We start from the raw sequence: 15,921 nt of genomic DNA, 5'->3' as shown, positions 1-15,921 counted from the left end.
CGCCGGCACCGGTGAGAGTTCAAAGGTGAACGTTAGGTATCCCATATGTTGACAATCCTCGGCTTTGCCATGATCGCGACCTTCCTGGTCCTGATCATGATGAAGAAGATGTCGCCGATCGCGGCGCTGGTCCTGATCCCCGCCCTGTTCTGCGTGGCCGTCGGACAGGGCGCGAAGCTCGGCGACTACGTCATCGAAGGGGTCGGCACCCTCGCTCCGACCGCGGCGATGCTGATGTTCGCCATCGTCTACTTCGGCGTGATGATCGACGTCGGTCTCTTCGACCCGATCGTCCGGGCCATCCTGCGCTTCTGCAAGGCCGACCCGATGCGGATCGTCATCGGGACGGCCCTGCTCGCCGCGGTCGTCTCGCTGGACGGCGACGGCTCCACCACCTTCATGATCACGGTCTCGGCGATGTACCCGCTCTACAAGCGGCTGAAGATGAGCCTGGTCGTGATGACCGGTGTCGCCGCCACCGCGAACGGGGTCATGAACACCCTGCCCTGGGGCGGCCCCACCGCCCGCGCGGCCACCGCGCTCAAGGTGGACGCGGCCGACATCTTCGTCCCGATGATCCCGGCTCTCGCGGTCGGCCTGCTCGCCGTCATCCTCCTGGCCTGTGTCCTGGGCCGCCGCGAGCGCAAGCGGCTCGGCATGCTGACCCTCGACGAGGCGCTGGTGACCGAGCCCGAGACCGTCCTCGTCGGCGCGGGCGGAGGCGGCGACCCCCTCACGAAGGCCCCGAAGAGCACCGGCGGTGCGGGCGGCGGCGAAGGGGCCGGGGCCGAAGCGACCGAGGAGGACGAGGAGTTCAAGGGGCTCGACCCGGACCGGTCCACGCTCCGCCCGAAGCTCTACTGGTTCAACGCCGGCCTCACCGTCGCCCTGCTGGCCGCGATGATCCTGGAACTCATGCCGATCCCGGTGCTCTTCCTGCTCGGTGCGGCCCTCGCCCTCACCGTCAACTTCCCCCACATGCCCGACCAGCGGGCCCGGATCGCGGCCCACGCCGACAACGTGCTCAACGTCGCCGGCATGGTCTTCGCCGCGGCCGTCTTCACCGGTGTGCTGACCGGCACCGGTATGGTCGAACACATGGCGGACTGGCTCGTCGGGGCGATCCCCGACGGCATGGGCCCGCACATGGCCATCGTCACCGGTGTCCTGAGCCTCCCCCTCACGTACTTCATGTCCAACGACGGCTTCTACTTCGGAGTTCTGCCCGTGCTTGCCGAGGCCGGCGCCGCCCACGGCGTCTCCCCCCTGGAGGTCGCCCGCGCCTCCATCGTGGGACAGCCGCTGCACATGTCGTCCCCGCTCGTGCCCGCCGTCTACGTCCTGGTCGGCATGGCCAAGGTCGAGTTCGGCGACCACACCCGCTTCACCGTCAAGTGGGCCGTGCTCACCTCGCTGGTGGTCCTCGGAGCCGGAATCCTCTTCGGAATCATCTGATGCCTCCGGAACAACAGCCCGGCAGGGGCTGGCTGCTGCGCCTCGTCATCGCCTTCGCCTTCGCGCAGGGGGCGGTGTCGATGGCGCGGCCCGCCGTCTCCTACCGGGCTCTCTCGCTGGGTGCCGACGAGCGCGCGATCGGCGTGATCGCCGGTGTGTACGCGCTCCTGCCGCTCTTCGCCGCCGTACCGCTCGGCCGGCGGACCGACCACGGCCGCTGCGCTCCGCTGCTGCCCGTCGGGGTCGTCCTGATCGGCGGGGGCTGCGCGCTCAGCGGCACCGCGGGCTCACTCCCGGCGCTCGCCGCCTGGAGCGGGGTCATGGGCCTCGGCCACCTCTGCTTCGTGATCGGCGCCCAGTCGCTCGTCGCCCGGCAGTCCGCTCCCGCCGAACAGGACCGCAATTTCGGCCACTTCACCATCGGCGCCTCGCTCGGCCAGCTCGTCGGACCGATCGCCGCGGGCTACCTCATCTCCGAGCGGGACGGCGCGATGGCCCGTACGAGCGCCCTCGCCCTGCTCGTCTCGGCGGCCGTCGCCGCGGTCTCCTTCACGTCCCTCTGGCGCATCGAGCACCGCAGGTCCGCCGGCCCGCCCCGGCAGGCGGCCCGCAAGGTCCCGGTGGGCAGCATCCTGCGCACCAAGGGGGTCCCGGCCGGCATCTTCATCAGCCTCGCCGTGCTCTGCGCCACCGACATCCTCACGGCGTATCTGCCGGTGGTCGGCGAGCACCGGGGCATCGCGCCCGCCACCGTCGGCCTGCTGCTCAGCCTGCGGGCCGCCGCCACCATCGCCTGCCGGCTCGTCATGGCACCGATGCTGCGCACGCTCGGCAGGGCGGCCCTGCTCTCCACGACCTGCCTGCTCGGCGGTCTCCTCTGCGCCGCCATCGCCCTGCCCGTCCCGGTGTGGGGCCTCGCCGTGATGCTCGCCGTGCTGGGCTTCTGCCTGGGGGCCGGCCAGCCCCTCTCGATGACCACCGTCGTCCAGGCGGCCCCCGCGGCGGCCCGCTCCACCGCGCTCGCCCTCAGGCTCACCGGCAACCGGCTCGGCCAGGTCGCGGCCCCCGCCTCGGCCGGACTGATCGCCGGGGTCGCGGGCACCGCCGCGCCGTTCGTGATGCTGGGCGCCCTGCTCGTCGGGGCGGCCGGCCTCGGGCTGCGGGGCGGCGGGGGAGCCGGGGCGGCGGGCGCGGCTCCGGATCCCGGTCCGGCCCCCGAGGCCCCGGCTCCCCGTACCGAGCGCCCCCGCGCCGAGCGGGATCCGGCCTGACGCGGCCCCGGGCCCAGGCGCTCTCCTCCCACCCCGGGACATCCCCGGGCCCGGCGTGCGAGTGTGACCGTCGGCCGTGCGTGATCTGTGTCTCCGGCGGTTCCCTGGCGCCAAAAAACTAACAGCGCTAGTTTGGGGCCGGGACGGCATCCGTCCGTACGACGCACGGCTTCGGCGGCAGGCACAGCGAGCCCGGGAGGAACAGCCATGAAGGCGCATGACGGGATGTACATCGGCGGGGAGTGGCGGCCCGCCTCGGGCCAGGACACGATCCCGGTCGTGAACCCGGCGGACGAGCAGGTCATCGGACACGTCCCGGCGGGTACCGCCGAGGACGTCGACGCCGCGGTACGCGCCGCGCGCGCCGCGTTCCCCGGCTGGGCGGCCACCCCGCCCGCCGACCGTGCCGCGCGGATCGCCGCGCTGCGCGACGTGCTCGCCGCCCGCAAGGACGAGATCGCCGAGACCGTCACCGCCGAGCTCGGCTCGCCGCTGCCGATGTCCCAGGCCGTGCACGCGGGCGTACCGGTGCTGGTCGCCGGTTCGTACGCCGAACTCGCCGCCTCGTACTCCTTCGAGGAGAAGCTCGGCAACTCCACCGTCCTGCTGGAGCCCGTCGGCGTCGTCGGCGCGATCACGCCCTGGAACTACCCGCTCCACCAGATCGTCGCCAAGGTCGCCCCGGCGCTCGCCGCCGGCTGCACCGTCGTCCTCAAGCCCGCCGAGGACACCCCGCTCACCGCGCAGCTCTTCGCCGAGGCCGTCCAGGAGGCGGGCCTGCCGGCCGGCGTCTTCAACCTGGTCACCGGCATCGGGGCGGTCGCCGGACAGGCCCTGGCCGAGCACGACGACGTCGACCTGGTCTCGTTCACCGGATCCACGGCCGTCGGCAAGCAGATCGGCGCCACCGCGGGCGCGGCCGTCAAGCGTGTCGCGCTGGAGCTCGGCGGCAAGTCCGCCAACGTGATCCTGCCCGGGGCCGACCTCGCGAAGGCCGTCAACGTCGGCGTGGCCAACGTGATGTCCAACTCCGGTCAGACGTGCAGCGCCTGGACCCGGATGCTCGTCGACTCCGAGCGGTACGAGGAGGCCGTGAGCCTGGCCGCCGCGGCCGTCGCCAAGTACGTGCCCGGCGAGCGGGTCGGCCCTGTCGTCAACGCCAGGCAGCAGGCCCGGGTGCGGGGTTACATCGAGAAGGGCATCGAGGAGGGCGCCCGCCTCGTCGCGGGAGGCCCCGAGGCGCCCAAGGACCAGGGCTACTACGTCAGCCCCACGGTGTTCGCCGACGTCACGCCCGGCATGACCATCGCGCAGGAGGAGATCTTCGGCCCGGTCCTCTCGATCCTGCGGTACGAGGACGTGGAGGACGCCCTGCGGATCGCCAACGACACCGTGTACGGGCTGGCCGGCGCCGTCTGGGGCGCGGACGACGAGGAGGCCGTGGCCTTCGCCCGCCGCATGGACACCGGGCAGGTCGACATCAACGGCGGACGCTTCAATCCCCTCGCGCCCTTCGGTGGTTACAAGCAGTCGGGGGTGGGCCGCGAGCTCGGCCCGCACGGCCTCTCCGAGTACCTCCAGACCAAGTCCCTGCAGTTCTGATCCCCACGCCGATCCACCGAGGAGTCTGTTCGTGGTCCGCGCCGCCGTACTGCCCGCCGTCGGAGCTCCCCTGGAGATCACCGACATCGAACTCCCGGAGCCCGGCCCCGGCCAGGTGAGCATCTCTCTCGCCGCCGCCGGTGTCTGCCACTCCGACCTGTCCCTGTCCAACGGCACCATGCGACTGCCCGTCCCCGCCGTCCTCGGCCACGAGGGCGCCGGAACGGTGCTCTCCGTCGGCGAGGGCGTCACCCACGTCGCCGCGGGCGACCCGGTGGTCCTCAACTGGGCGCCGTCCTGCGGGAGGTGCTTCCACTGCGGGATCGGCGAGGTATGGCTCTGCGCCGACGCCCTCAAGGGCGCGGCCAATGTCCACGCCCGTACGGCCGACGGCACCGAACTCCACCCCGGCCTGAACGTCGCGGCCTTCGCCCAGGAGACCGTCGTCGCCGCCAACTGCGTGCTGCCCGCCCCGGCCGGCATCCCGCTCGACGACGCGGCCCTGCTCGGCTGCGCGGTCCTCACCGGCTACGGGGCGGTCCACCACTCCGCCCGGGTGCGCGAGGGCGAGAGCGTCGTCGTCTTCGGGATCGGCGGGGTCGGCCTCGCCGTCCTCCAGGCCGCCCGTATCGCCGGAGCCTCGAAGATCATCGCCGTGGACGTGTCACCGGAGAAGGAGGAACTCGCCCGCCGGGCGGGTGCCACCGACTACGTCGTCGCGTCCGACACCACGCCGCGCGCCGTCCGCAAGCTCACCGGCGGCCAGGGCGCCGACGTCGCCGTGGAGTGCGTGGGCCGGCCCGCCACCATCCGCGGAGCCTGGGAGTCGACCCGGCGCGGCGGCCGCACCACGGTCGTCGGCATCGGCGGCAAGGACCAGCAGGTGACCTTCAACGCCCTGGAGATCTTCCACTGGGGCCGCTCCCTCACCGGCTGCGTCTACGGCAACAGCGACCCGGCGCGCGATCTGCCGGTGCTCGCCGAACACATCCGCGCCGGACGGTTCGACCTCTCCATGCTGGTGACGGAGCGGATCTCGCTGGACGGCATCCCGGCGGCCTTCGACAACATGATCGCCGGCAAGGGCGGCCGCGCGCTGGTCGTCTTCTAGACACCGGCCGCACGGGTGCGGGGCCGTGGAACGCACGGCTCCGCCCTCCGCCCCCACCGCGGTGCCGGGTGTCAGCCCTCCGCGCGGCGGAGCGCCTCGCTCAGCGGCCGGCGGGGAGCGGGGAGCGCGTCCGGGGACAGCGGGAGGTCGAGGGCGGAGCGGAGCAAGGACTGCATGAGGCGTGCCTCCTGCGGTGGTGGCCGGTCATCCAGGTCTCCTCAAGTGTCCGGCCTCACCCCGGCCGGTGTCAGGGACCTGAGCTCCCCCCACGCAGGACTTCCGGCCCCTAGGAATCCGCAGGCGCCACAGGGTCCGCCGCTCCCGCGCGGGCGGCCCGCCCACGGGTCCGCGAGACCGCGACCCCGGCCAGGCAGAGCAGCCCGCCCGCGACGGTGAGCAGCGCGGGTACCTCGTCGAGCAGCAGCCAGGACATCAGCACCACCAGTGCGGGCACCGCGTACGTCGTCGCGCCCATTCGGCCCGCGGTGGTCCGGGCCAGTGCGTAGGCCCAGGTCGTGAAGGCCAGCGCCGTCGGGAACACCCCGAGATAGACCATGTTCAGCGTGGCGGACAGGGGAGCGTCGGCCGCCTCGGAGACCAGCACGCCGGTGAACGGCAGGCAGGCGACCGTCCCGATGAGGCAGCCGAACGTGGTGATCTGCAGCGGGGATCCGTGGCGCAGCGCGGGCTTCTGGATGACCACCCCTCCCGCGTACGACAGCGCGGCCAGCAGGCACAGGAGCACGCCGAGCACGGAGGAACTCCCGTGGCCGGACATGGAGAGGCCGACGACGACGGCCCCCGCGAACGAGACCGCCATGCCCGTCAGGAGCCGGCGCGGCAGCTCCTCCCCGAGCAGCCTGGCGCCGAGGAGGGCCATCAGGATCGGCCCGACGTTCACGATCATGGCGGCCGTGCCCGCGTCGACCTGCTGCTCACCCCAGTTGAGCACCACCATGTACAGGCCGAACCAGAGCAGCCCGGACCCGATGACGCCCGGCCACGCGGCCCGGGACGGCAGCCCCTCGCGGCGTACCAGCAGGATCGCGCCGAGCGTCAGCGTGCCCGCGAGGAGCCGGCCCAGTGCCAGCGCCCCCGGCGAGTACGCCTCGCCCGCGCTGCGGATGGAGACGAACGCGGAGGCCCAGAGGATGACCGTGGTGCACGCGGCGGCCGGTGCGCGCCAGTCGCGTCCGGAGGCGGCGGGTGCGGCGGGGCGCGCTGTCGGTGTCGTCGTCATGGCCACGACGGTAAGCCGGGAACGCTTCGGGGCCCACCGAATTGTCAGCTCACGTCAATCGTCGTCGGCTCGACGGACAGGTGTGCCGCCAGGGCGCGGAGCCCCGCCGGGGTGGCCCGGACAGCGCGTCCCGTCCCGACCCGCTCACACCATCCGGCGTCCAGCACATGGCGGCACAGTGCGGCACCCGCGGCCCCCGCCAGGTGCTGCCGACGCTCGGTCCAGTCCAGACAGCCCCGTGCCAGGGGCCTCCGCGAAGCGGTGGCCAGGGGGATGCCGAGCGCGCCGAACCATTCCAGGCCGTCCTCGGTCAGCGCGAAACCGGTGTCCTGCCTCAGGAGTCCGCGCGCGGTCATCGCGTCGGTGATGCGGATGCCGAGCCGGCCGGCGAGATGGTCGTAACACGTGCGCCCCCGGGCCAGCGCGTGCTGGAGGCTCGCCTCGCGCAAGGTGCGCGGGGGAGTCGCGGGACCGGGAGCGGCATGAGCGGCCAGCTCCTCGACCAGCTGCGCGATCCGCCCGTCGGCGAGCCGCAGATAGCGGTGGCGGCCTTGACGCTCCTCGGCCAGCAGCCCGCCCGCGACCAGCTTGGACAGATGTTCACTCGCCGTCGAGGCGGCCACGCCCGCGCCACGGGCCAGCTCGCCCGCGGTCCAGGCCCGGCCGTCCAGCAGCGCCAGGCAGAAGGCGGCGCGGGTCTCGTCGGCGAGCAGGGCCGCCAGCGCGGCGAGCCGTGGCGCGGCCGGATCGTGCGGTGTCGTACGGGCCATGGGTCCAGGATGCGTCAGGCACCGTTCGGCGCGGGCCGAACCGTGCGGCCGGGGGCCGTCTGCTCGTACTGCAGCGCGAGGCCGTCCAGCAGGGCGCGCAGCCCGGTCTCGAACGCGCCCTCGTCGACCTGCTGCCGGCGGTCGGCCAGCAGATGGGCCTGGCCGAGGTGCGGATAGTCGGCGGGGTCGTACGCCGTCTCGTCGTCGACGAAACCGCGGGCGAAGGAGCCGAGCGCCGACCCGGTGATGAAGTAGCGCATCAGCGCGCCGATGTAGGTGGCCTGGGCGGGCGGCCAGCCGGCCCGCACCATGGCTCCGAAGACCGCGTCCGCGACCCGCAGACCGGCCGGGCGGCGGCCGGGCCCCTGGGCGAGCACCGGGACGATGTGCGGGTGCGCGGCGAGCGCCGCGCGGTAGGAGACGGCCCAGTCGTGCAGGGCCGCGGGCCAGTCGCGCGGGTCGTCCTCCTCGAACATCGACAGGTCCACCTGCGCGGACACGGCGTCGGCGACCGCGTCGAGGATCTCGTCCTTGTTCCGGAAGTGGTTGTAGAGGGAGGGCCCGCTCACGCCCAGCTCCGCGGCGAGCCGGCGGGTCGAGACGGCGTCCAGCCCTTCCGCGTCGACGAGCGCGCTCGCCGCCTCGACGATGCGGTCTCTGCTGAGGAGGGGCTTGCGCGGTCGGGCCATGCGGCACATAGTAGGGCCTGCAAGCAGAAAACTAGCAGTGCTAATTAAAAGTGGGGTGTCGCAGGATGAACCTGGAGCTGAGCGAGGAGCAGGATGCCGTCCGGCAGCTCGCCGAGGACTTCGTCGCGCGGGAGATCACCCCGCATGTCGTCGAGTGGGACCGCGCCGAGAGTGTCGACAAGTCGATCGTGAAGAAGCTGGGTGCCCTCGGCTTCCTCGGGCTGACGATCCCGGAGGAGCACGGCGGCTCGGGAGGCGACCACCTGGCGTACTGCCTGGTGACCGAGGAGCTCGGCCGAGGTGACTCCTCGGTGCGCGGCATCGTCTCCGTATCGCTCGGCCTGGTCGCCAAGACGATCGCGTCGTGGGGCAGCGAGGAGCAGAAGCAGCGGTGGCTGCCGGAACTCACCGCGGGCGAGGCCGTCGGCTGCTTCGGCCTCACCGAGCCGGGCACCGGTTCGGACGCCGGGAACCTGACGACCAGGGCCGTGCGGGACGGCGACGACTACGTCATCAACGGCTCCAAGATGTTCATCACCAACGGCACCTGGGCCGACGTCGTCCTGCTGTTCGCCCGCACCGACGACACCCCCGGCCACCGGGGCGTCTCCGCCTTCCTGGTGCCGGCGGACGCCCCCGGCCTGACCCGGCGCACCGTCCACGGCAAGCTCGGCCTGCGCGGCCAGGCCACGGCCGAACTGGTGCTGGAGGACGTCCGCGTCCCCGCCTCCACGCTCCTGGGCCCCGAAGGCAAGGGCTTCTCCATCGCCATGTCCGCCCTGACCAAGGGCCGGATGTCGGTCGCGGCCGGCTGTGTCGGCATCGCGCAGGCCGCCCTGGACGCCGCCGTGCGCTACGCGGGCGAGCGTGAGCAGTTCGGCAAGTCCATCGCGAGCTACCAGCTCGTCCAGGAGCTCATCAGCGACATCTCCGTGGACGTCGACGCCGCCCGCATGCTGACCTGGCGGGTCGCCGATCTCGTCGACCGCGGCCAGGAGTTTGCCACCGCCGCGTCCACGGCGAAGCTCTTCGCCTCCGAGGCCGCGGTCCGTGCGGCGAACAACGCCCTGCAGGTGTTCGGCGGGTACGGCTACATCGACGAGTACCCCGTCGGCAAGCTGGTCAGGGACGCCCGCGTGATGACGCTGTACGAGGGCACCAGCCAGATCCAGAAGCTGATCATCGGCCGGGCGCTGACCGGGGTGTCGGCCTTCCAGGGGTGATCCGGAAGCCGGAGTGCCGGGGGTCCGCGAGCAAGTGGCCGGCGGACCGGGTGGCGCTCAGGCAGGCCTCCGCGCATGGTCTCAGTACTGCAGAACGTGGCGATCGACTGTGCGGATGCCTATGGACTGGCCCGGTTCTGGAGCGAGGTGACCGGGTGCCCGCCGCACCCGGAGGACGGGCCGGGTGATCACGAGACCCAGGTGACGCTGCCGGAGGGTCCCGGTGCTGTACTTCAATCAGGTGCCGGAACCGAAGACGGTCAAGAACCGGATCCATCTGTGCCTGCGCCCCGAGAGCTCGCGCGAGGAAGAGGTCGAGCGCCTGCTGGGCCTCGGTGCCACCCTGGTCGCCGATCGCCGGGAGCCCGGCGGTGCGGGCTGGGCCGTCCTCGCGGACCCCGAGGGCAACGAATTCTGTGTACTGCGCAGCGAGTCCGACCGGGTCGCGACGCCTTCCTGAGGTCCGGAACCACCTGGGCCCGGCCCGGGCGGTTCCGTCGCCCGGCCGGACCGCCCGCGGCCGCGAGACGCCGTCCATGAGTACCGGCTGAGTACACCGACGGATACCGGAGCACACCCCGGCACCGGATGCTGTGCACATGAGTGAGACAACATCGGTCAAGCAGCAGAGCACCGCCGCCTTCTACGGACAGGCCGTCCTCTCCTTCGGCGTGGCCATGGGAGCCGTGGCCCTCGGCATCTTCTTCCTCGACGCCGACGCCTGGGTACGGGCCTTCCTCGCCATCGGCGTCCTCTATCTGGTCACCTCGTGCTTCACCCTCGCCAAGGTCATCAGGGACCGGCAGGAGGCGGGGCAGATCGTCAGCCGGGTCGACCAGGCCAGGCTGGAGAAGATCCTCGCCGAGCACGACCCCTTCCAGAAGCTCTGACCGGTCTCACCCCATGAGCGCTCTAAGCGCTTGCTCAGGTTCGCGGTATGGTGTTCGTCCTGCCAGCGGAAAGGGGCATGTGGCGATGAGCACGGCGGACGAGACCGACGGCGAGGACACGCCGTGGAGCGAGGTGACGCCCGAAGCGGCCCGGCGACTGCTCGTCGCCGCCGTCGAGGCCTTCGCGGAGCGTGGCTACCACGCCACCACGACCCGTGACATCGCCGGCCGGGCCGGTATGAGCCCGGCCGCGCTCTACATCCACTACAAGACCAAGGAAGAGCTGCTCCACCGGATCAGCAGGATCGGCCACGACCGGGCCCTGCTCCTCCTGGAGACGGCGGCCGGCAAGGACGGCACGGCGGCCGAGCGGCTCGCCGAGGCGGTCCGGTCCTTCGTCAGCTGGCACGCGGAGCGGCACACCACGGCCCGGGTCGTGCAGTACGAGCTGGAGGCCCTCGGCGAGGAACACCGCACCGAGATCGTGGCCCTGCGCAGGCAGACCGACGCCGTGGTGCGCCGGATCATCGGCGACGGTGTCCGGGCGGGCGAGTTCGATGTACCGGACGTCCCCGGCACCACGCTCGCCGTGCTGTCCCTCTGCATCGACGTCGCGCGCTGGTTCAACGCGCAGGGCAGCCGGACGCCCGAGGAGGTCGGCACCCTCTACGCGGACCTCGTCCTGCGCATGGTGGGCGCCCAGAAGTGACGCCGGGCTCCCCCGCGGGCCCGGCGCACTCCGTACGGATCAGCAACCGCGGCGCGCTCCGGAGGGCGGCCGCGCCCCGGGATCAGAAGTAGTAGCGCGAGACCGATTCCGCGACGCAGGCCGGCTTGTCGCCGCCCTCGCGCTCGACGGTGACGAGGGCGGTCACCTGCACGCCGCCGCCCGCCTCCTCGATGTTCTTGAGCACGGCCGTGGCACGCAGCCGCGAGCCCACCGGGACGGTCGAGGGGAAGCGGACCTTGTTGGTCCCGTAGTTGATGCCCATCTTCGCGCCCTCGACCCGCAGGATCTGCGGGACGAGCACCGGCAGCAGCGACAGCGTCAGATAGCCGTGCGCGATCGTCGTGCCGAAGGGCCCGGCCGCGGCGCGTTCCGGGTCCACGTGGATCCACTGGTGGTCGCCCGTGGCCTCGGCGAACTGATCGATCCTCTTCTGCTCGATCTCCAGCCAATCGCTGTGACCGAGCTCCTGGCCCACCCCGTCCCGCAGCTCCTGTGCGGACGTGAAGATCTTCGGCTCTGCCATGTTCCTGGTCCCTGCCTTCCGGCTGTCGGTCGCCCTCCAGGGCGGTGTCTAAGCGCTTGCTCAGCATGGTTGGGCCGCGCGGTCCTGTCAACGACGGACCGGCGGGTTTTCCGAGCGGCCGCACAGGCCGGAGGGCGGCCATTAGGGTGGGGGGAGTGCCACAGATCCCGCAGTCATTCCATGAGCTCACCGTCGGCCAGCTCTCCGCACGCAGCGGCGCCGCGGTGTCCGCCCTGCACTTCTACGAGTCCAAGGGCCTGATCAGCAGCAGCCGCACCAGCGGTAACCAGCGCCGCTACACCAGGGACGCGCTGCGCCGGGTGGCGTTCGTCCGGGCGGCGCAGCGGGTGGGCATCCCGCTCGCCACCATCAGGGAGGCGCTGGCCGAGCTGCCGGAGGAGCGCACACCGAACCATGACGACTGGGCCCGGCTCTCCCGTGCCTGGCGCTCGGAGCTGGACGAGCGCATCAAGCAGCTGGGCCGGCTGCGCGACCACCTCACCGACTGCATCGGCTGCGGCTGCCTCTCGCTGGAGAGCTGTGTGCTGTCCAACCCGGACGACGTCTTCGGTGACCGGATGGCCGGGTCGCGTCTGATGCCCGAGCGGGGCGCGGCCGACCGCTCCTGAGCGCGCCCCGGTCGCTCCGTGACCGCGGTGCTCAGGCGTGCTCCGTGACCGCGGTGCTCAGGCCGCCGATGCCAGGGCCCTGGTCCGTGCCCTTCTGGCCTCGGCCAGTGCCTTCGCCGTCAGGACGGGCCGGGGGACGACGATGCCGCAGCCGGTGCAGACCGGCCCGGCCCACGGTTCGCGGTCCAGGTCCTGCCGCCAGATGATGCCGGTTCCCGTGCAGACCGGGCACGCGGCGCCGGGCTTCGCGCCCAGGGCGGCGATCAGCCGTCCCAGGACCTCGGCCAGGGGCGCGCCGGGGTGGATGCCCGGATCCTCGCAGTGCGCGATCCCGTTACCGCCCCAGGTCCGCCGGTGCCAGTCGTCGAATGTGCCGGGCCGCCGCAGCCCGTCGTGCTTCTCACGGCGCCGCCGCTCGGCGAAGCCCGCCTCGTACGCGAGCCAGACGGCCCGCGCCTCCTCCAGTTCCTCCAGTGCGCGGATCAGGCGCACCGGGTCGGGGGCCCGGTCCTCGGGCTCGATCCCGTGCCGGGCGCACAGATGATCCCAGGTCGCCCGATGACCGTACGGGGCGAATCGCTCCAGGCATTTGCGCAGCGAGTACCGCCGCAAAGCCAGATCGCCCCGCGGATCGCGGACCTGTCTCGCAAGACTCCGGAAACCGGCCATGGCACTGCCACCTCCGTCGCTCGTACTTCGGCGTCAAGGGATGGACGTACGACTGCCCGATTCGGCTCCATCCAAAGGTGAAACGTGTCCACGGGCTGAGACGGCCCATCTGAGGCCGGGCGCGGGCGTGTGGTGATTCAGAAAAAGTGACTGATGTTCATCTTACCGGCGGGGCGTACCGCCAGTAACCTCCGGCGCATCGGCCACCCGGAGGAGCACGCATGCCCCCACGCACCCGCACGCTCAGAGCCGCCACAGTCGCGGCCGTCCTCGCTCTCGGTACGTCCCTGCTCGCCTCGGCGCCCAGCGCCGGAGCGGCGGAGCCGGAGCCCCTCGCCGTCACCGACCACTGCGGCAGCCGGTGCGCCGACATCCTGCCGCCCGGCGAGAACGGCAACGCCACGCTCGTCGAGATCCTCGGCAACAAGGCGTTCGGCACCCACCCCGCGCACAGCGACGACCAACTCGACCGCTACAACGGCCTGGTCGAGGGGCATACGGGCCTCACCGACCAGAGGCTGACCGACTTCTTCAACGACGCCTCCTTCGGGGTCGCCGCCGACCAGGTCGAGTCCGTGACCAGGCCGCGCGAGGACGTCACGATCACGCGCGACAAGAAGAGCGGCGTGCCCCACATCAAGGGCACCACCCGCTACGGCACCGAGTTCGGCGCCGGGTTCGCCGCCGGACAGGACCGGCTGTGGCTGATGGACCTGTTCCGGCACATCGGGCGCGGCCAGCTGACCTCCTTCGCCGGCGGAGCACTGGCCAACCAGGGGCTTGAGCAGCAGTTCTGGCCACAGGCTCCGTACACCGAGACGGACCTCGAAGCGCAGGTCGAACGGATCCGGACCACCGAGGGCGCGCGCGGCGAGCAGGCGATGGCCGACGCGCAGGCCTACGTCGACGGGATCAACTCCTACCGCGAGAAGTCCAAGAAGGGCCGCTACTTCCCGGGCGAGTACGTCCTCACCGGGAAGATCGACTCCATCACGAACATCGGCGAGATCCAGCCGTTCAAGCTGACCGACCTGATCTCGATCGCCTCGGTCGTCGGCGGACAGTTCGGCGGCGGAGGCGGCGGTGAGGTCCAGGCCGCGCTCTCGCTGCTCGCCGCCCAGCAGAAGTACGGCGTCGAGGAGGGCACCCGCGTCTGGGAGTCCTTCCGCCAGCGCAACGACCCCGAGGCCGTCCTCACCGTCCACGACGGCACCTCGTTCCCGTACGCCGGCAAGCCCGACAAGGCCCGGGGCACGGCTCTTCCCGACGCGGGCTCCGTCATCCCGGAACCGCTGATACACGACCGGACCGGCTCGGCGGGCACCGACAGGAAGGACCCCGTCGACGCGCCCGCCCGCCTCGCACCGGCCCAGGGGATGTACGACGACGGCGTCATCCCGGAGGGTTCGCTGCCCGGATCCGGCGACGCCGCCCAGAAGCGGGGCATGTCCAACGCCCTCCTGGTGTCCGGCAGGCACACCGCGAGCGGCAACCCGATCGCCGTCATGGGTCCCCAGACCGGCTACTTCGCCCCGCAGCTGATGATGCTCCAGGAGCTCCAGGGTCCCGGTATCAGCGCCCGCGGCGTCTCCTTCGCCGGAGTCGGCATGTACATCCAGATGGGCCGCGGCCAGGACTACGCCTGGAGCGCCACCTCGGCGGCGCAGGACATCACCGACACGTACGCCGTCGAGCTCTGCGAACCCGACGGCTCCGCTCCCACGAAGGACTCCACGCACTACCGGAACGACGGCGCCTGCACGGCCATGGAGAAGCTGGAGCGCACCAACTCCTGGAAGCCCACCGTCGCCGACTCCACCGCCAAGGGCTCCTACCGCATGCAGGTGTGGCGCACGGACTACGGCATCGTCACCCACCGTGCCACGGTGGAGGGCAAGCCCGTCGCGTACACCTCGCTGCGCACCACCTACCGCCACGAGGCCGACTCGATCGTCGGCTTCCAGCTGCTCAACGACCCGGCGTACGTGACGGACGCCGCCTCCTTCCAGCAGGCGGCGAGCCATATCGACTACGCCTTCAACTGGTTCTACGCGGACTCCCGCACCACGGCCTACTACAACAGCGGCATGAACCCCGTGCGCGCGGCAGGTGTGGACGCCGCGCTGCCGGTCAAGGCCGAGAAGGCGTACGAGTGGCAGGGCTACGACCCGGCGGCCAACACCACCGACTACACGCCGTTCGCCGAGCACCCGCACTCCAGCGGCCAGGACTACTACATCTCCTGGAACAACCGTCAGGCCGAGGACTACTCCACCGCCGCGTTCGGCTTCGGCGCCGTGCACCGCGGTGACCTGCTCGACGACCGGGTGTCCGCACTGGTCGAGGAGGGCGGGGTGACCCGTGCCGCCCTCACCCGCGCCATGGAGGAAGCGGCGCTCACCGATCTGCGCGGCGAGCAGCTGCTGCCCGAGCTCCTGAAGGTGCTCCGCTCCCGGCCGGTCACCGACCCGGAACTCAACGCGGTGGTCCAGCAGCTGGATTCGTGGCGGGCGGCCGGGTCGCAGCGCAAGGAGACCAGCCCGGGCTCCCACACGTACACGCACGCGGACGCGGTACGGATCATGGACGCGTGGTGGCCGAAACTGGTCGAGGCGGAGTTCCGCTCCGGGCTGGGCGACGGCCTCTACACCGCCCTGACCGCGAACCTGGCCACGGACGAGTCCCCGGCTGCCAGCCACGGGCCGAGCGGGGCGCACAGCGGCTCCGCCTTCCAGTACGGCTGGTGGGGCTTCGCCGACAAGGACCTGCGTCAGGTCCTCGGACAGCCCGTCAAGGGGCCGTTGGCCAAGACGTACTGCGGCAACGGCGACCTGAGCGCCTGCCGGTCCGCCCTCCTCAGCACCCTGAAGGAGGCGGCCGCCGTACCCGCGACCACGGTCTACCCGGGTGACGACAGCTGCGAGGCCGGTGAGCAGTGGTGCACCGACGCGATCGTCCACCGCCCGCTGGGCGGGATCTCGCAGAAGTCGATCCACTGGCAGAACCGGCCGACCTACCAGCAGGTCGTGGAGTTCCCCTCGCACCGCTGAGCCGGCGCCCGGCGTGAACCGTCCGTATCTGACGAAGCGACAGAAAGCGGCCCCCGTAACGCTGTTCCT

General features: G+C 71.8%; 14 protein-coding genes and 1 pseudogene. 10 read left to right on the top strand and 5 right to left on the bottom strand.

Translation table 11 applies throughout. The annotated features are described in order from the left end of the window. The first annotated feature begins 45 nt into the window (after nucleotides 1-45). From ACIBCU_RS28335 to ACIBCU_RS28320, 4 genes are all read left to right on the top strand, one after another. Nucleotides 46-1,455 (top strand): citrate:proton symporter, encoded by a 1,410-nt coding sequence (locus ACIBCU_RS28335; RefSeq protein ID WP_362941207.1) that lies wholly within the window; start codon nucleotides 46-48, stop codon nucleotides 1,453-1,455. Then, nucleotides 1,455-2,726 carry an MFS transporter gene (locus tag ACIBCU_RS28330; protein ID WP_399234860.1) on the top strand — a complete coding sequence of 424 codons (1,272 nt, stop codon included), beginning with the start codon at nucleotides 1,455-1,457 and terminating at the stop codon, nucleotides 2,724-2,726. Before ACIBCU_RS28335 ends, ACIBCU_RS28330 begins: the two co-directional genes overlap by 1 nt. 207 nt (nucleotides 2,727-2,933) lie before the next feature. Then, entirely contained in the window at nucleotides 2,934-4,328 is a 1,395-nt protein-coding gene (locus tag ACIBCU_RS28325) for an aldehyde dehydrogenase family protein (RefSeq protein ID WP_399234858.1), read from the top strand. Between the two features lie 31 nt (nucleotides 4,329-4,359). Next, the gene (locus ACIBCU_RS28320) at nucleotides 4,360-5,439 is read left to right on the top strand and encodes a Zn-dependent alcohol dehydrogenase (protein WP_399234856.1); all 1,080 of its coding nucleotides are present in this window, start codon (nucleotides 4,360-4,362) and stop codon (nucleotides 5,437-5,439) included. 286 nt (nucleotides 5,440-5,725) lie between these two features. Here the strand turns inward: ACIBCU_RS28320 and ACIBCU_RS28315 are convergent, their stop codons facing one another. From ACIBCU_RS28315 to ACIBCU_RS28305, 3 genes are read right to left on the bottom strand one after another with little or no spacing between them, the layout of a single operon-like run. Further along, a complete protein-coding gene (locus tag ACIBCU_RS28315; protein WP_362941219.1) occupies nucleotides 5,726-6,679 on the bottom strand; it encodes a DMT family transporter in 954 nt (317 codons plus the stop codon). A 44-nt stretch (nucleotides 6,680-6,723) separates the two neighbouring features. Further along, nucleotides 6,724-7,449 (bottom strand): winged helix-turn-helix domain-containing protein, encoded by a 726-nt coding sequence (locus ACIBCU_RS28310; RefSeq protein WP_362941222.1) that lies wholly within the window; start codon nucleotides 7,447-7,449, stop codon nucleotides 6,724-6,726. Between the two features lie 14 nt (nucleotides 7,450-7,463). Beyond that, nucleotides 7,464-8,138, bottom strand: a complete 675-nt coding sequence (locus ACIBCU_RS28305; protein WP_362941225.1) for a TetR/AcrR family transcriptional regulator — start codon at nucleotides 8,136-8,138, stop codon at nucleotides 7,464-7,466. A gap of 65 nt (nucleotides 8,139-8,203) precedes the next feature. Between ACIBCU_RS28305 and ACIBCU_RS28300 the strand changes: the two genes are divergently transcribed. From ACIBCU_RS28300 to ACIBCU_RS28285, 4 genes and pseudogenes are all read left to right on the top strand, one after another. Beyond that, nucleotides 8,204-9,361 (top strand): acyl-CoA dehydrogenase family protein, encoded by a 1,158-nt coding sequence (locus ACIBCU_RS28300; protein ID WP_399234853.1) that lies wholly within the window; start codon nucleotides 8,204-8,206, stop codon nucleotides 9,359-9,361. A gap of 75 nt (nucleotides 9,362-9,436) precedes the next feature. Next, nucleotides 9,437-9,821, top strand: a pseudogene (locus ACIBCU_RS28295) (VOC family protein). A gap of 139 nt (nucleotides 9,822-9,960) precedes the next feature. Then, the gene (locus tag ACIBCU_RS28290) at nucleotides 9,961-10,251 is read left to right on the top strand and encodes a YiaA/YiaB family inner membrane protein (RefSeq protein WP_031099588.1); all 291 of its coding nucleotides are present in this window, start codon (nucleotides 9,961-9,963) and stop codon (nucleotides 10,249-10,251) included. 85 nt (nucleotides 10,252-10,336) lie between these two features. After that, entirely contained in the window at nucleotides 10,337-10,960 is a 624-nt protein-coding gene (locus ACIBCU_RS28285) for a TetR/AcrR family transcriptional regulator (protein ID WP_399234851.1), read from the top strand. Nucleotides 10,961-11,042: 82 nt separating this feature from the next. Here the strand turns inward: ACIBCU_RS28285 and ACIBCU_RS28280 are convergent, their stop codons facing one another. Then, nucleotides 11,043-11,504 (bottom strand): MaoC family dehydratase, encoded by a 462-nt coding sequence (locus ACIBCU_RS28280; protein ID WP_399234849.1) that lies wholly within the window; start codon nucleotides 11,502-11,504, stop codon nucleotides 11,043-11,045. A 155-nt stretch (nucleotides 11,505-11,659) separates the two neighbouring features. Between ACIBCU_RS28280 and soxR the strand changes: the two genes are divergently transcribed. Next, on the top strand, nucleotides 11,660-12,133 hold the full coding sequence (soxR, locus tag ACIBCU_RS28275) for a redox-sensitive transcriptional activator SoxR (protein WP_362941234.1): 474 nt from the start codon (nucleotides 11,660-11,662) through the stop codon (nucleotides 12,131-12,133). Nucleotides 12,134-12,190: 57 nt separating this feature from the next. Here the strand turns inward: soxR and ACIBCU_RS28270 are convergent, their stop codons facing one another. Continuing rightward, nucleotides 12,191-12,802, bottom strand: coding sequence for a hypothetical protein (locus ACIBCU_RS28270; RefSeq protein ID WP_399234846.1), 612 nt, complete (start codon nucleotides 12,800-12,802; stop codon nucleotides 12,191-12,193). Between the two features lie 221 nt (nucleotides 12,803-13,023). Between ACIBCU_RS28270 and ACIBCU_RS28265 the strand changes: the two genes are divergently transcribed. After that, complete coding sequence (locus ACIBCU_RS28265; protein ID WP_399234843.1) at nucleotides 13,024-15,852, top strand: penicillin acylase family protein; 2,829 nt, start codon at nucleotides 13,024-13,026, stop codon at nucleotides 15,850-15,852. Nucleotides 15,853-15,921 lie beyond the last annotated feature (69 nt).

Source organism: Streptomyces sp. NPDC051064, from assembly GCF_044455985.1.
Classification (GTDB): Bacteria; Actinomycetota; Actinomycetes; order Streptomycetales; family Streptomycetaceae; genus Streptomyces.
Note: the sequence above shows the minus strand (reverse complement) of the source record. Positions and strands in the feature narration are given on the sequence as shown.

Coding starts and splice junctions, on each gene's coding strand:
- ACIBCU_RS28310 (WP_362941222.1), bottom strand. CDS start 7,449: ATGGCCCGTACGACACCGCACGATCCGGCCGCGCCACGGCTCGCCGCG.
- ACIBCU_RS28315 (WP_362941219.1), bottom strand. CDS start 6,679: ATGACGACGACACCGACAGCGCGCCCCGCCGCACCCGCCGCCTCCGGA.
- ACIBCU_RS28330 (WP_399234860.1), top strand. CDS start 1,455: ATGCCTCCGGAACAACAGCCCGGCAGGGGCTGGCTGCTGCGCCTCGTC.
- ACIBCU_RS28305 (WP_362941225.1), bottom strand. CDS start 8,138: ATGGCCCGACCGCGCAAGCCCCTCCTCAGCAGAGACCGCATCGTCGAG.
- ACIBCU_RS28280 (WP_399234849.1), bottom strand. CDS start 11,504: ATGGCAGAGCCGAAGATCTTCACGTCCGCACAGGAGCTGCGGGACGGG.
- ACIBCU_RS28265 (WP_399234843.1), top strand. CDS start 13,024: ATGCCCCCACGCACCCGCACGCTCAGAGCCGCCACAGTCGCGGCCGTC.
- ACIBCU_RS28285 (WP_399234851.1), top strand. CDS start 10,337: ATGAGCACGGCGGACGAGACCGACGGCGAGGACACGCCGTGGAGCGAG.
- ACIBCU_RS28325 (WP_399234858.1), top strand. CDS start 2,934: ATGAAGGCGCATGACGGGATGTACATCGGCGGGGAGTGGCGGCCCGCC.
- ACIBCU_RS28300 (WP_399234853.1), top strand. CDS start 8,204: ATGAACCTGGAGCTGAGCGAGGAGCAGGATGCCGTCCGGCAGCTCGCC.
- ACIBCU_RS28335 (WP_362941207.1), top strand. CDS start 46: ATGTTGACAATCCTCGGCTTTGCCATGATCGCGACCTTCCTGGTCCTG.
- ACIBCU_RS28270 (WP_399234846.1), bottom strand. CDS start 12,802: ATGGCCGGTTTCCGGAGTCTTGCGAGACAGGTCCGCGATCCGCGGGGC.
- ACIBCU_RS28290 (WP_031099588.1), top strand. CDS start 9,961: ATGAGTGAGACAACATCGGTCAAGCAGCAGAGCACCGCCGCCTTCTAC.